Source organism: Pseudoalteromonas sp. SW0106-04, from assembly GCF_001293805.1.
In the GTDB taxonomy this organism is placed as follows: Bacteria; Pseudomonadota; Gammaproteobacteria; order Enterobacterales; family Alteromonadaceae; genus Pseudoalteromonas; species Pseudoalteromonas ruthenica.
On sequence record NZ_BCAI01000008.1, the window covers coordinates 179,405 to 193,947 of the forward strand.

Sequence of the window (14,543 nt, forward strand, 5' to 3'; positions counted from 1 at the left end):
AAGGTGCCCGGCGGGGTTGCGTAATAACGCAGTTCAGGGAATTAAAAACGAATACGCGCCACCAATGAGGCGTAACGCGCCGCTGGACGCCAGGTTGTCATGCCATAATCTGGGTTAAGCTCGAGGCCATTGGCGCCATATTGCGTGCGCTCTTCGTTAATGGCGATGGCGGTATCATCGTTCAGCACGTTATACACGGTGCCCTTAAGCATCAGCTCTTGACCAAATAGCTCGCTGTAGTAGCTTAACGACATATCTATTTGTGTACTCCAAGGTAAGTTGCCTTTGCTGCCACGCGGTGCTGGCTCACCGTTTTCATCATAATGCGAGGCATGATCGTAGTAGCGGCTGATACACGCATCCCAGGGGTTGCCTGGGGCACAGCTATCAACGCCCTCGGGGTGCACACTGAAATAGCTTTTCGGGCGACCTGATATGCCCCGGGCAACCAGGCCAAAGGTTAAATTGTCGGTAATATCATACGTTCCCGAGAGCTTAATTGCGTGACGGTGGTCATTCGGTAGGTTGCCATAACCATGGTCCATTAAATCGCCGTAGTCATAAGAGGTTGTCCAACCGGGGTCGGCTTGATCGTTGTCGGTTTTTACCAAGCCTTCGGTGTTGCCCCAGCTGTGCGACCAGGTGTAAGAAGCGTCAATGCGCAGCTGCTCGGTGATGGCGCCATCCAAAGTGAACTCAAAAGCCAGGTATTTGCGCTCAGCCTTTGGCAATGCCAGCTCTTGGGCACTTAAGGTCACTTCATCAACTTGTCCATCCCCGTCGAAGTCATAGCTCATTTGTACACTCTCGCCGGGGTTATTAAGCACATAATAGGAGCCTTGGCCGACATTATCGGCAATGCCTAATTCAGCCAGTTTTTTCGCCAGCACCGGCCCTACATCTGTGTCCTCGACACTGCGCCCAAGCTTGCGATAAATGGCACGTGCCCCAAAGGTCATGTCGCTGAACACTTCTTGTTGGTAGCCTACAGTCCACTCATCGGAATACATAGGTTTAAGATTACTGGATGCAATCAGCCCCGGCTCAGTGATCCCGCGTTGACGCCAGCGTCTGTCGCGTAACATCGCGCCCCGACTAGGAGAGCCATCCGCAAGTAAGATAGGTTCGCCCGAGCCATTGAGCTCGTCGAGCTCAAAGTATTCAAACCATTCCACCGATGCCGAACCTTGGGTAATGTTCATATTCGCCGACACGGGCTGGAAATAACGCCCATACGTGGCATAGACCTTGGCACTGCCATCGCCCCATAAGTCATATATGGCTTGCAGGCGCGGCGCTATCTGGTTGTCGATATCAACATAGGCGCGCCCGTCACTGACGGTGTTTTCAAATTGGCTATAGCGCAAGCCTAAATTCAGCACCAGCTGCTCGCTGACCTGCCATGAGTCGTTAATGTAAAACGCCAACGCACTGGTATCGGAATCAACGGCCCGAGTGCGTACTCGTCGCTCAATATAATCTTCACCAGCGGCGGCACCGGAAATATCATTGTCTGCAGCGGTGGCAATGGTCCACCAGCCCATGGCATCACCTTCGCCATTTTGTCCGGAGAAGTAATCCACCTCGACCTTGGTGTAATCAACGCCAAACTGCAGCGCATGGGCGGCTAAGTCCCAGTTAAAATCTAGCCGCAGTTGGTCTCGGGTATATTCCTCTGCCGAGACATTGGCATTGGTGTGCTCGGAAAGCGTAATAAAACCATCGCGTTCGTCCCAAACTCCCGGGTTAGTTGAAGCAACCACATTTTCAACATTCTCGGTAACGCGCCCGGCTACCGCCGACACAGAAAAATAATCACTGAGGTAGCCATTGTACGACAGGCTATACATGTTGCCGCCGTCCTCCCCCGGTGCCGTCACTCCCTGCTGATCGCCAATGCTATCTTGCTGCCAGTTGTAGCCGTAGGTGTCCGTTTCCCATTCGCGCTTGTTGTTCATCGCTGAAAAGCCAACGGCGTGGTCTTCATTAATAAACCAATCTAACTTGCTGAACCAGCGGTCTTCATCGCGGGAGAAATCACTAAAGGTTGTTTGCCCTGCGCCCTCTGAGCTTTCGCGGCGCGGATTAAACAAAGCATAGGCAAATAAGGTGTCCTCAATCAGGGCGCCACTGGCCCATACTTGCAGCTCACTAAAGTCGTAGGCACTGCGCTGGGTATTGGTGCTGATGGTGCCATTACTTTGATAAATTGAGTCATGCTGGGAGCGCAGGCTATCCCCCTCCCAGCGCACCTCGGCGCCAGCGCTAAAGTCATTGTCACCGGATTTGGACACTGCATTGACAATCCCCCCCATTGCGCCGCCAAATTCAGGGTTGATCCCCCCGGTTTTGACCTGGGTTTGCGAAATAGCCTCCCAAGGCAGGCGAATAGAGCCGAGCCCAGTGCGAATGCTGGTTACATTCAACCCATTAAAGTAATAGCCATTTTCCGCAGAGGATGCGCCGCCAAAGCTAGATGCGCCATTAAAACTGCTGCCACCAGCAGCGGCGGTGCCTGGTGCCAGTAAAGCGATACTTTCAAAACCACTTTGCAAGGGCATCACCTTGATTTCCTCATCAGAGAAAGTTAACCCAGAAGTCGATGAACCTAAATCGACACGGCGAATGGCAGCCCCGGTAACAGCAATGCGCTCCATGGGCTGCGCACCGGCCTGTAGCATTTGCGCATCTAAGATGATGGATTGACCAATGCTTACTTTCACGCCTTGCTCAATGACGTTTTGATAGCCCTCTTTGCTTATGGTGACGTTGTAAGTGCCCACCGGCACGTTCCGCAAAATGTACTCGCCATCGGCGTCGGTGCGGACTTCATAAGTTAACCCCTTGCTGATATGCACTAAAGTGATGGTGGCACGGGTAATATCTTCACCGGCGCTGCTTACTATGGTGCCTTTAACGATACTGCTGCCATCCACCGCCATTGCAGGCGTGGCGCTGGCTACTGCAAGGGCCAAGGTACTAACTTGAAAAAGACGATTTAACGATGCCTGCATGCCCTTGCGGGAGCGGCGCTTTGATGCTGTTGCCATGGTTTTATCCTGTTTGATGTTGTTGTTTTATTGCTCAAGGCGAACACACCATATCGCTTTTACATATTGTATACAATATTAAATATACACAAAATACTTATATACTTAGTCAATTCTCTTATGAGTGAGAGATTATCGCGGTTATAGCGGCGGTCGGGATCGTTAGGGGATCACCGCAACCTGCTCAAATAGCTGAGCGAGGGCATCGGGCATAAATTTGCGCTGTGCGGTGATGGCGTAAAAGTGCTCGTAAGCATCTGGCAGACTTTGATACTGACACAATATGCCTTGCTCTATTTCATCTTTTACCACCACCGGTGGTAGCACCGCCAGCGCACCGCTGTCCCGTGCCAATAAACGAAGCATCGCCATATCATTTGCCTGTGCTTTAATATCGGGTTTGTACTGCCATCGCGCGCATAAGGCGTTAAAAGAGTCACGAATTTCTGAGTTTTCGCTCGGCACCACCCACTGCACCTGCTCGTACCCCAAGGGAAAATCACTGTCTATTTTAGTGCTCGGCGGCCCGACTATCGCCAAGGCTTGACGGGATAGCAACCGGCTCTGCCAGAGATCGTCTTGATGGTTTGGGCTGATAGCGCGATTGGTTAGCACCACATCCAGTTCATGATCAATCAAGCCATTGAGCAATCCCTCCATGCGCCGCGCAGTCAAAGAAAAGCTCACATCTTGGTGATTCAGTAGTGGGGTAATAAAGCCCTCGATAAAGTTCCGCGATAAGGTATTAAGCACACCAATCGACAAATGCTGTTTCTCTTGCTGTACTCCTTTTAATAAAAACGACGAGAGCTCTTCACCTTTATAAAATATATCATCGGCATAGGCCAATACCCGCTTACCCATATCGGTTAACACAAGGTTGCGACCTTGGCGAGCGAACAACTTAATTGCCATTGATTGTTCGAGCTGCTTAATTTGTACCGATAACGCTGATTGCGATACATGCAACTCCTGCGCTGCTTGGGTTAGGTTTCCCAAACGCGCAACACGCCAGAAGTAATACAGGTGATGATAGTTGAGTCGATTCATTATACTTATACAAAACAGAACGGTTCGTTAAATTATATATATTTTTTTTACTTTTGCATCTTTGCCATACTAGCTGCACTCAACCAAGGAGCCATCGATGAGTGACATGTTAATTTCTGTTTTACTGGCCTTTATTCCTGTGAGCTTGGCGCTAAGTTCTTGGTATATAGGGACGCAGAAGCGTGCCAACAATGGCAAAGGAGCGTTTCGCCTTATCTCCCTACTTGGCTTAATTTTCGCCGCTACAGCGGTGCTTTACAGCCAATTTGATGCCACTCCCCTTAGCGTGTTAACAGTGTCCCCAGCGCGCTTAATCGTCCTTGGTCTTATCCTTTTCATGAGTTTGATATTAATAAAGTTTTGCCGCAATTACATGGCCGGTGAGCAGCGAATCAACTTATTTTGGCGACGCTTAATCGCGACCTTAAGTGCGGTCTCCTTAGTGGTAATTAGTAACCACCTTGTGCTGTTTTGGCTGGGCTGGGTGGCCATTAGCCTCGCCCTCCACAGATTGCTGATGTTCTATCCTGACAGACCGCGTGCGGTGATGGCTGCCCATAAAAAGTTTATTGTGGCACGCTGCGCAGAAACCTCGCTGTTAGTGGCCTTTGCTCTGCTTTATTGGCATCACGATAGCTTGTTAATCAATGAAATTACCGCTTCTTATGTTAACAACACGGTGCCATTGACACTTACCGAACACTGCGCCGGGTTTTTTATTGCCCTAGCGGCCTTGATTAAGTGTGCACAGCTACCCATTCACGGTTGGCTGATGCAAGTAGTTGAAGCTCCGACCCCGGTTAGTGCGCTTTTGCATGCTGGGGTTATCAACCTAGGCGGCTTTTTGTTAATCATCTTCGCGCCCCTATTTATGCAAGCCACCGTGGGACAATGGTTAGTACTTATCGTTGCCGGACTCACCACAGTGATCAGCGCCCTTGTGATGACCACTCGGGTAAGCGTGAAGGTACGCTTGGCGTGGTCCACTAGTGCACAAATGGGATTAATGCTGGTTGAGTGCGCATTAGGGCTGTTTGAGCTCGCCCTGCTGCACCTAGTGACCCACTCAGCCTACAAAGCACACGCATTTTTAAATTCAGGCAGCGCCGTGCAAGAAGATATCGCTCGGCGGCTGTCACCAGGGCGCTCACCCAATGGCAAAGACTGGCTTGCCAGTGGCGTGTTCTCCTGCATTGCCGTAGCTTTGGTATACCATTTTAGCGGTTACTACGGCGCCATCAGTGTATGGGCGTTGGTTGCCCTCGCCTTGAGTGTGCTTATTGCCACTCGTCGTGGACTTATCACCAACGGCCACTTTGTCACCATGGCGCTGTTAGCTTTGGCTCTGGCTAGCTGTTATGCAGCCCTTAAATCGCTGTTTGCGGTTGCTGTGCCCGCAAGTAACTGGCGAGAGGCGCCCTTGAGTGCTGCCGATCTGTGGACCTTATTACTGATTGTCAGCCTGATGTGTTGCAGTTATGTTTTACGCTATCAAAACCATAAACCTAGAGTGCAAGCACTCTCGGCTATCTTGTTCGCAGGTTTATACTTAGATGAATGGCTGACTCGACTCACTCTGAGAATATGGCCTACGCGCTTACCCACCCGGCAAAATGCTAAAACTGCCTCACACTCGTCCGCCAGTTCAGCTAAGGAGAACTTTTAATGAGCGCTCAGCAACCCTCGCCTTCACCGCTATTTAGCTTGAGCAGCACGCAGCAACAAGCTATTACTCAAGCATGCCAATACATAGCGCCGAACTGGCCGTTAGATCAGATGATAGCGGTTAATCCGTTTTGGGAAATGCGCGGCCTTGCCATTGAAGATGTGGCTGCCCGGCTGGCAACTTTGGCCAATGTCGACTTGCTCATGCCTCGTGCGTATTATCGCCAGCGCTGGGCCGATGGCGACATCACCGATGCGCATTTGGCCATGGCCAACAGTCAATTAGGCTATGACTTCACCCCCGAGCAACTACACAGTGCTTTGGAAATCGCGCTGCCACAACAGCATTGGCACAATATCGCCGATTTACTAGACGCTCACCGCCCGGCCCACAAAATGGCGTGGCGGGATGAAATAGTCCATCAGATCAGTCAGTTTTGCGCTGCTCATTACCAAAAGTTAAGGCCGATGCTGTACCGTGACGATGTCTCGTCAATGCCAGATCTATACCGACACTGGCTCAGTGTTATTCGCGCTGACAAAGGCATCAGTATCGTCATGGATGAAGCTGGTTTACATGAATATTTTCAGCAACTACCGGAAACGGCTGATGAGCTACTATCGCAAAGCCTGCGCTTATTAGAGCTTGATGATGATATGCTTGAGCCCTATGCCCATGCCTTATTGCTCGATATAAACGGCTGGGCCTCATGGGTGGCCTACATTCGCTGGCAAGGCAGGCTATACCAACAGCCGCAGGACGACATGCTGCAACTGCTGGCGATCCGCATGGCTTGGGATGTAGTCATTTGGCGCTATTTGAAAGCGCAACACGCCAGCACGTTCGCAGTTTTGCATGAGCAATGGCAATGTGAAAAACAGCATCTTCCTGAACGTACGCAAGCGTTTAAAGCTGCGCAAAAACCATTGTGGGTGTGGGCCAAAGCGTTAGAGGTTAATTACCAACAAAACTTGCACGCCACACTCAAAGCAGCAGAGCCTGCTCCCCCTAGCGAAAGTGCGCTACAAGCTGTTTTTTGTATTGATGTGCGTTCAGAAGTGATGCGCCGTGCCTTAGAGGCACAAAGTGAGCATATTCATACTTTTGGCTTTGCAGGCTTTTTTGGCTTACCGCTGGAATATCAACCAGCAGACAGCGCGCTCAAACGCCCGCAACTTCCGGGACTGCTTAAACCTGTTATCAAAGTAAGTGAAGCCCAGGCGCCTAAAGGTGCAAAACTCAAACGCCACTTCAGTGCTCATTGGCAAGGCTGGTCAAAGGCGGCGCCGTCGTCATTTTCGATGGTGGAATCCGCAGGCTGGATGTACGCCCTGAAAATGCTGAAAAACTCATTTAAACGTGCCAAAAAAGCCGCACACAATGAGCACATTGAGTGGCAACTGCATAAGGACGACCATAATCTAAGCTTGGCGCAACAAGCTGAGTTCGCCTACGGCGTACTCAAAGCCATGGGCATACAGCGGTATGCGCCCAAGGTGTTGTTAGTGGGTCACGGCAGCCACACCACCAATAACCTTCACGCTGCCGGCCTTGAGTGCGGCGCCTGTGGCGGACAAAGCGGCGAGGTGAATGTGCGTGTGTTAGCGCAATTATTGAATGACGAAAAAGTACGTGAACAGGTGGCAAGCAAAGGGATCACGATTCCTAGCGTCACCGAGTTTGTTGCCGCGCTGCATAACACCACCACCGACCATATTCAGATTTTTGATAGCGAATTGGACAAGCAAAGCCGTCAGTGGCTCGATAACGCCACGAATACAGCTCAGCGCGAACGGCTGATCAATATTGCCCCTGAGCTTAAAGAGCAAAGCGATAAAGACATCGACAAAGCCTATTTAAACCGCGCTGGCGACTGGTCGCAAGTGCGCCCGGAATGGGGGCTGGCGAATAATGCCGCCTTTATCGTCGCACCGCGTAGCTGGACACGCAATGCGAACCTGCAAGGGCGTAGCTTTTTACACGATTACCACTGGCAACATGATGAAGCCTTTCGCACTTTAGAGCTTATTATGACGGCGCCAATGATAGTAACCAATTGGATCAACAGCCAATATACCGCATCGGTCACCGATAACTACAAATACGGCAGTGGCAATAAGGTATTGCACAATGCAGTAGGCGGTAACATAGGGATCTTTGAGGGTAACGGCGGCGACTTACGTATTGGCCTGGCGATGCAATCTATCCACAATGGCGAACGCTGGATGCACGAGCCACTGCGTTTGAGCGTGTACATCGCCGCGCCACGAAAGCCTATTGAGTCTATTTATGCGCGCCACGAAAGCGTTAAAAGCTTGGTTGATAACCGTTGGCTCAACTTAATGCGCTGGGACGACGATGGCCAGATTGAACGCTTTTGTGACGGCGCGTGGCAAACCTGCTAAGCATACACGCTGTTGTGCCATGAGTGCATAATAGCCAAAAGCCAGAACAGCTGCGCTACTTGGCTTTTCGGAGTCGCTCAGTGGTAATGCGCATCAGCATGTGAATTTGGAATAAGCGAAGTTGTCCACTAAGGTCAAAATGAGGCTCATTATACAGAACAGCTTTTGGCTCGAATAAGTAGAAAATCAGGCTAAAGCACTGAAAATATTAAAGTTACTATTTTACATACCGTGCCATTGTTAGGCTCGGATATCTCAATGCTCGTTTCCCACCACCCTATTCTATTTAGACATTACGAGTCTACTCTGGTAACTTTATGAATTCATGGAAAAATATTAAGTGTGCAACTAAGTGTTTATCATTCAAGTTTCTGGCTTAACCCGAAATGCACGCTAATACACTGTTAAGTTGCAAGGAGGCATCCGTGAAGGATAAAGAAAAGATTGCAGTATTCATTGATGCTGATAATGCTCCGGCTCAAAAGGTAGATAAGGTTCTTTCTGAGTTGGCTCGTTATGGCGTGGTCAATATACGAAAGGCATACGGTAATTGGAAAAATCAGAATTTGAAGCCTTGGGAAGATGTACTTCACGAGTTTGCAATTCAGCCTATTCAACAGTTTGATCTTACAAAAGGTAAAAATGCCACTGACATGGCATTAGTCATAGATGTAATGGATGTACTGTACACAAAAAACATTGACGTCATTTGTCTTGTGTCGTCAGATTGTGACTTTACTCCATTGGTAACTCGCTCATTAGCCGATGGCAAGTTTGTAATTGGTTTTGGTGAACGTAAAGCGCCATTGGCTTTCGTAAATAGTTGTTCTCGATTTCTTTATCTCGATGAGGACCGCGAAAAAGAGCTTCCTGTCCAGAAGCAGACTAAGAATATAAAGAGTGACACCAAGCTAATGAACTTGCTTAGACAGGCAATAGAAGCAGTAGAAGAGGACGGTGGTTGGGCAATGTTAGGGCCAATTGGTACTCACATATCTAATCACGCATCCTTTGATCAACGAAATTATGGCTTCAAGAAATTAAGTGATTTATTCCAAGCGATTGATCTGTTTGAAATGAAGAAAACAAATGGCTCGGTCTTGTGGGTTAGAGATAAAAAAAGGGCAAAGCAACTTAACAAGTCAAGGCAAGGGACGCAGCAAAGCTGCGCCCCTGCTTGAGGCGTTAGAAGCCTATGAGAATTTATGCCTCGTCGTAGAGAACTAAAAGGGGTTGTGAACAATCTCTCTGAATTATTGAGTGGTCGAAATAATGACTATCTCGGCTATTGGGCCGTGGGTCAGTTATTTCTACTTGCACAAGAGCATGGCGTTGATTCGCTCACTCTAAACTTAATAGATTGTAAAAGCGATATTGTCTCACCTGTATTGGTTGATATGTGCCAATCGATGAAGTCTGAGGTGAATCGAATGCTTGCTGCGCATCAGATTCCAAGGGAATGGGTTAAGTCAGTTTCTGCGAAGTTTAGTTTTAATCAAGAGTATCAAGAAAAGTATCACTACTGGCGCTCAGCATTAGGTAAACCTTACTTGGTTCAAGTAGAGATTGAAACAGATTTGGGCTACATAAATAAAGCCACACAAGGTGGTAATGTCCAGCCTCATGATCCTTCAAAAGAGCACCGAAGAGGCAGCTTCTAACAAGCGCCTTAAAAAATGGACGCAAAATGCTTGGCTTGCGCTCATTCTTCGCTAATTTTAGCCAAGCATTTTCCGCCTCTTAGGCGGGCGTTAAAGCTCTCAAGTATCGAAGTAATTAAGAATGAAACTAAACGAACTTCTAAATCAAAAAAACAAGTATGGAGCGAAGTATATGTCTCAGATCGAGGCATATACCTTAGAGCTATTGTCATTCTATCTTGCAGAGCAGCAAAAATCGCTTTCAGTAGAAAGAACTAGAATAAGGCTCACTGAAAGTCGGTCATACATCCCAGATGCTATAGCACCCGATGGAATAGATAATCTCTCTGGCGAAACGTTGATAGAGGTATTAGGGGCTTATCGTTCAGATCGTATTGAGCGAGTTTATTTCCACCTAAGCCAGGTGATGAATAAGAGCAATAAATTTAACAGCGCTCTTATTATTTTTGCTGAAGAGCTATCAGAATCAAAAATAGAATCAATTAAGAGAGATTGGAGTTCTATATGCAAAAATAAAGAGCTAGAAATTTGGGATCAAAGAAGACTAAACCAAATATCTAAATCCAATATTGATTTCTTTGCTAAAGTATCAAGCAACTTATCTACAGCAACACTAAAGCGAGCGGTAAGCTATCGTCAAAGTGAAACAGAATAGAAAGAAATTCGTAACGAACGACTTTTCAGACTCAGTGAGGCATACAAAAATAACAATATGTCTTTGTTTCTTGGAGCCGGAGTGTCAATAGCTGCAGGAATGCCAGACTGGACTTCTCTACTAGATTCGTTATTCGTAAATTTAGTAGCTAAACAACTAGACACAGGAATTGATGCAAGAGACGAAGAAGTTGATGACTTAGTTAAGCGACTTAGAGATATAGACGACCCATCACCACTAATGACAGCAAGATATTTACGTCGAGGAATTGTTGATTCAACAGTAGGGGATATTGAGCCTTTCCTCGATGAAGTGACTAAAACACTTTATAGGCTCTATGATAAACGTGGTTCAAAAACATCACCACTTTTAGCTGCTTTAGCTCAAATGTGTATCCCTAGAAGAAGCGGCCCGAAAGTAAACACTGTAGTTACATACAATTTTGACGATCTTTTCGAGATAGAGCTCAAAAAGTATCAAGTTCAACACAAAAGTATTTATAGAGAAGTCGGTCGCTACTCAAATGATGATTTACCTGTTTATCATGTTCATGGCTTTTTACCGAGAAATAAAAATGGATATGATAATTTAGGAGAGGCAACGTTTGTTTTTTCAGAAGAAGGTTATCACGAGGTTTTTCTCGATCCATATCACTGGTCAAATCTAGTTCAACTCAGCCAGTTACGAGATCAAACGTGTTTGATGGCTGGTCTCTCATTGACAGATCCGAATTTAAGAAGACTCTTAGAAATATCAGCTAGAAAGAGCGGTTCTTCTAAGCATTATGCATTGATGAAGCGCATGAGCTACGAAGAGTTCGCATTTGAACAAAAAAAGAAAGTAGTATCGTCTAGAAAAACAGTTGTACAAAAGTTCCTAGATAGCCACCATGCGATGAAGGAAGAGCTTTTTAGTGAACTAGGGCTCAATATCATTTGGTATGAAAACTATGATGAGTTGTCAGAGTTAGTTAATAAAGTGCAAAATCAGGATGAGCTTTAACAAGGCGCTGCACACGGATAAATTTTCCGCTGCGCTCCAAGTTTTCCGGTGAGCGCGGCGTTATGCATAGAAAGGATTGGGATTGGGATTGGGATTGGGATTGGTAAATATTGAAAGTACATCAGTAATTATCTCAACAGTAATATTATTAATACTGTTTATATTCTTTGCTGCCAATCTAGGAATGATCGTTTTAGAAAGGAAAATATCCACTGCCAGCCTACAAGCATTTTGCTCAGGTTTGGTGCGGATGTTCAACAAAACAGACAATCCTAATAGTTACAAGCAAGCCAGGTTTTACATGATTGGCAGTGCTTTATCACTTTTTGCATTCATGGCTCTTTTGAAGTTTGGCCATGCATAACAAACCACTGTAACCGCTCGCTGGGACGTTAGGTGTTTCTTTAGGATGGAGATAAATTAAAATTATGGATAATCAATTTAAGGTTTCAGGTATCGCATTTACCATTTATGGAGCATGCGCAGTTTTAGCATCTTTATGTTCTTATATATTTGGTGTAACTCAACTTTCTAGCGTTCAATCCTTACCAGTTTCAATTTTTTTGCTAATTAATACATTGTTGGCTATTAATTTTTTAGCTTTGCTCTGTGGTGTGTATCTCTTAAAACAAAATGAGGCCGTTCACAAATTTGCATTGCCTGTGTCCATTATTATTCTGTTGAGTGTTCCATTTGGTACAATTGCAGGTGGTATATATCTAATGCAAAGATTTAAAAACATCTAATAAGCGCATTAATGAATGGACGTCTAATGCTTGGCTGACGCTCGTTCCTCGCTAATTTTAGCCAAGCATTATCCGCCCATTATTAGGGCGTTATATTGCAAGGAGAGCTATGCGTAATCTAATCATTATTTTAGTCGCTTCGGCGCTAATATCTTGCGTCGGAATCCCTGCTGAAATTTTAAAATCCAAATCAGCTGAATATCAATTTCCTATTCTTCCTAGTACCGAAAGTACAATCGTATATCTAATATCTCCTGCTGCATACCAAGATCCAAGTGCGCACCAACAAGTAATAGTTAACGGCATTGATAGTAAGCTATATTTTGGAGCCTATAGTTCAATTACATTAGCCGAGGATGCAACTATACAATATCGCTTCAATCACAATTCAAACTTGGTTGGTGCTGGTCAATGGAATCAACTTAAAGTAGCAGCTAATGAAAATGAGCTATTTTATGTATTAAAGAATGGTTTATTTACTCAAGTACCTAAAGAGCAAGCTATCGCTCAAATTGTAACCATTGAATATTGGTATTGTGAATATAGACCAAAGCCTTGTGAGCCAATGGTTTACAATGCAATATAACAAGCACATCAAAATCGTTCGCTTCGCTCATTGGGACGCCCAGCTTCGCTGTAAGCCTCTTATGTATGACGTTAAGCTTTCACGATTCTTTAAATAAAGGAGTATTAAATGAAAAACGTATTAACTATGGCAGGTAATTTTGCATCCCATGCAATTTGGAGTGTATCAAGTGGCGAGACATTGATTCCGATTGTTGGTTTCTTGAAGTCTGACGGAAGCGAGAATATGGAAAGGCTCGCGATGGGGTCAGCGGAGGCGATGTCAATCGGTGATAAAAAGATCAACGAGTTAGATAGTGACCATAAAGGTGGTGTATTTATCAAAGATGCTCTTGTAACTCTAGATTCTGGTAAAACCGATTGCTTAATTGTTGATGTGGCCTTTGCGAATGACTCGTCCAAAAAGGCGCAGTTCATGATTCCGTATAGGAACGCAGGCCATGAAAAGGGGTTTGCAGTCCACAGGCTTAAAATTACAGAAGCAACTGGTTTTAAAGCTGAGGATTACGAATGGATCTCTGATGCTTTCTTCAATGGCTTAGAATCGCACCCAGAGGGTGGAAAGATTTGGGCTGATAAGTATGAAGATCAAGCGGGAGTCAGTAATTCAGCGTCTGGGGCAGAGAATACTGAATTCTCCACCGAAGATTTTGAAAAGCTGAAGCAAGCTCCATTTCTGATATTTTTCCTTGTTGCTGCGGCAGATGGAAAGGTAGACAAGAAAGAAGTCTTAGCATTTATGAAGGTGCTTTCTAATCCTGAGTTTCTGCAGAATCCATTGATTAATAGGATTGTAACGAACGTTATTACACAGATTCCTGAGATAATCGGAGAAATGGCTACTAAGCAATTAGACTATATCGCTGAGCTTGAATCACTAAAATCTATAGTTGAAGCAAACCTATCTGAGGATAGTGCGAATCAATTTAAGATTTCATTATTCATAATTGGTAAACAGATTGCTGAAGCCTCGGGTGGTTTCTTCGGTTTTGGCAGCAAGATTAGCAAGGAAGAGAAGGCTGCATTGGCGGCGATTGCGATCTGTTTAGGGGTAAAAATTTAGCAAGACGATGAATTTGGCCCCTTCGCGGCTCAACCGGACAGGCCACGCTACGCGCGGCCTGCTGATTATCACAGCGTTAGCTTCCTTTTGAGCATAGAGAAAAATGTCAGGATATAGATGGACTTGCCAAGCCTGTCAGGCTGGCAACGAGCCAAATTTGGATAAATGTGAGTTGTGTGGCTGCCCAGCTAACGCTGGAGCAGAGGATATTGAAAGACACAAAAATCCAGAAGGATTAAATCGAAGAAAGACACTTACCATTTATAACACTGCGCGTGACATGGGTGTGCTAACGTAGTCGCCCTTGCGATTATGCCGCTATGCCACTGCCTGCTAGCTCAGCGTCATGTAGCTCTAGTTAATATAAAAAATTTTAATATCTGCAAAAATTCAAATTGCGCTCAACTTCGTTCATTCCTGCTGCACTAGAAAATTGTAGCGATTGATCTCAGGCTTTAACAAAGTTCAAAATAACTTATCAAGGTCATTGTATTTAGAACCGACTTTGATTGAACACTGACCTCCCAAATATCTCACTATCAGGCATAATAAAACCTACTGTTGAGACTCTATGAAAGACAGCTTGATTGATAGATTAGCAGTAGCTAAATGTAACCCCCAATTGCCTATGTATATGAGCGAAAATCAAGAGGCTAGACT

Annotated in this window: 12 protein-coding genes; 10 read left to right on the top strand and 2 right to left on the bottom strand. The window is 45.9% G+C overall.

All coding sequences use genetic code 11. The annotated features are described in order from the left end of the window. Window positions 1–41: 41 nt before the first annotated feature. Window positions 42–3,014, bottom strand: a complete 2,973-nt coding sequence (locus W04_RS11050; RefSeq protein ID WP_373432702.1) for a TonB-dependent receptor domain-containing protein — start codon at window positions 3,012–3,014, stop codon at window positions 42–44. Between the two features lie 198 nt (window positions 3,015–3,212). Then, window positions 3,213–4,100 (bottom strand): LysR family transcriptional regulator, encoded by an 888-nt coding sequence (locus tag W04_RS11055; protein ID WP_053910867.1) that lies wholly within the window; start codon window positions 4,098–4,100, stop codon window positions 3,213–3,215. A gap of 97 nt (window positions 4,101–4,197) precedes the next feature. On the opposite strand from W04_RS11055, the gene W04_RS11060 reads away from it, so the two are divergent. The 10 genes from W04_RS11060 to W04_RS11105 all read left to right on the top strand — a co-directional run bounded on the left by W04_RS11060 (window position 4,198) and on the right by W04_RS11105 (window position 13,883). Continuing rightward, window positions 4,198–5,766, top strand: a complete 1,569-nt coding sequence (locus W04_RS11060; protein ID WP_053910868.1) for an NADH-quinone oxidoreductase subunit L — start codon at window positions 4,198–4,200, stop codon at window positions 5,764–5,766. Further along, complete coding sequence (locus W04_RS11065; RefSeq protein WP_053910869.1) at window positions 5,766–8,171, top strand: YbcC family protein; 2,406 nt, start codon at window positions 5,766–5,768, stop codon at window positions 8,169–8,171. Before W04_RS11060 ends, W04_RS11065 begins: the two co-directional genes overlap by 1 nt. 425 nt (window positions 8,172–8,596) lie before the next feature. Next, window positions 8,597–9,352 (top strand): NYN domain-containing protein, encoded by a 756-nt coding sequence (locus W04_RS11070; protein ID WP_053910870.1) that lies wholly within the window; start codon window positions 8,597–8,599, stop codon window positions 9,350–9,352. 24 nt (window positions 9,353–9,376) lie between these two features. After that, window positions 9,377–9,832, top strand: a complete 456-nt coding sequence (locus W04_RS11075) for a hypothetical protein (RefSeq protein WP_053910871.1) — start codon at window positions 9,377–9,379, stop codon at window positions 9,830–9,832. A 121-nt stretch (window positions 9,833–9,953) separates the two neighbouring features. Further along, complete coding sequence (locus W04_RS11080; RefSeq protein WP_053910872.1) at window positions 9,954–10,487, top strand: hypothetical protein; 534 nt, start codon at window positions 9,954–9,956, stop codon at window positions 10,485–10,487. A gap of 81 nt (window positions 10,488–10,568) precedes the next feature. Next, window positions 10,569–11,489: an SIR2 family protein gene (locus tag W04_RS11085; RefSeq protein WP_197275961.1), complete on the top strand. Its 921-nt coding sequence runs from the start codon at window positions 10,569–10,571 to the stop codon at window positions 11,487–11,489. 82 nt (window positions 11,490–11,571) lie between these two features. Further along, on the top strand, window positions 11,572–11,853 hold the full coding sequence (locus tag W04_RS11090) for a hypothetical protein (protein WP_053910874.1): 282 nt from the start codon (window positions 11,572–11,574) through the stop codon (window positions 11,851–11,853). A 64-nt stretch (window positions 11,854–11,917) separates the two neighbouring features. Next, window positions 11,918–12,235: a hypothetical protein gene (locus tag W04_RS11095; protein ID WP_053910875.1), complete on the top strand. Its 318-nt coding sequence runs from the start codon at window positions 11,918–11,920 to the stop codon at window positions 12,233–12,235. A 109-nt stretch (window positions 12,236–12,344) separates the two neighbouring features. Continuing rightward, window positions 12,345–12,821 carry a hypothetical protein gene (locus tag W04_RS11100; RefSeq protein WP_053910876.1) on the top strand — a complete coding sequence of 159 codons (477 nt, stop codon included), beginning with the start codon at window positions 12,345–12,347 and terminating at the stop codon, window positions 12,819–12,821. A gap of 108 nt (window positions 12,822–12,929) precedes the next feature. Beyond that, window positions 12,930–13,883 (top strand): hypothetical protein, encoded by a 954-nt coding sequence (locus tag W04_RS11105; protein WP_053910877.1) that lies wholly within the window; start codon window positions 12,930–12,932, stop codon window positions 13,881–13,883. Window positions 13,884–14,543: the final 660 nt, after the last annotated feature.

Coding starts and splice junctions, on each gene's coding strand:
- W04_RS11050 (WP_373432702.1), bottom strand. CDS start 3,014: ATGCAGGCATCGTTAAATCGTCTTTTTCAAGTTAGTACCTTGGCCCTT.
- W04_RS11065 (WP_053910869.1), top strand. CDS start 5,766: ATGAGCGCTCAGCAACCCTCGCCTTCACCGCTATTTAGCTTGAGCAGC.
- W04_RS11055 (WP_053910867.1), bottom strand. CDS start 4,100: ATGAATCGACTCAACTATCATCACCTGTATTACTTCTGGCGTGTTGCG.
- W04_RS11105 (WP_053910877.1), top strand. CDS start 12,930: ATGAAAAACGTATTAACTATGGCAGGTAATTTTGCATCCCATGCAATT.
- W04_RS11095 (WP_053910875.1), top strand. CDS start 11,918: ATGGATAATCAATTTAAGGTTTCAGGTATCGCATTTACCATTTATGGA.
- W04_RS11075 (WP_053910871.1), top strand. CDS start 9,377: ATGCCTCGTCGTAGAGAACTAAAAGGGGTTGTGAACAATCTCTCTGAA.
- W04_RS11080 (WP_053910872.1), top strand. CDS start 9,954: ATGAAACTAAACGAACTTCTAAATCAAAAAAACAAGTATGGAGCGAAG.
- W04_RS11060 (WP_053910868.1), top strand. CDS start 4,198: ATGAGTGACATGTTAATTTCTGTTTTACTGGCCTTTATTCCTGTGAGC.
- W04_RS11100 (WP_053910876.1), top strand. CDS start 12,345: ATGCGTAATCTAATCATTATTTTAGTCGCTTCGGCGCTAATATCTTGC.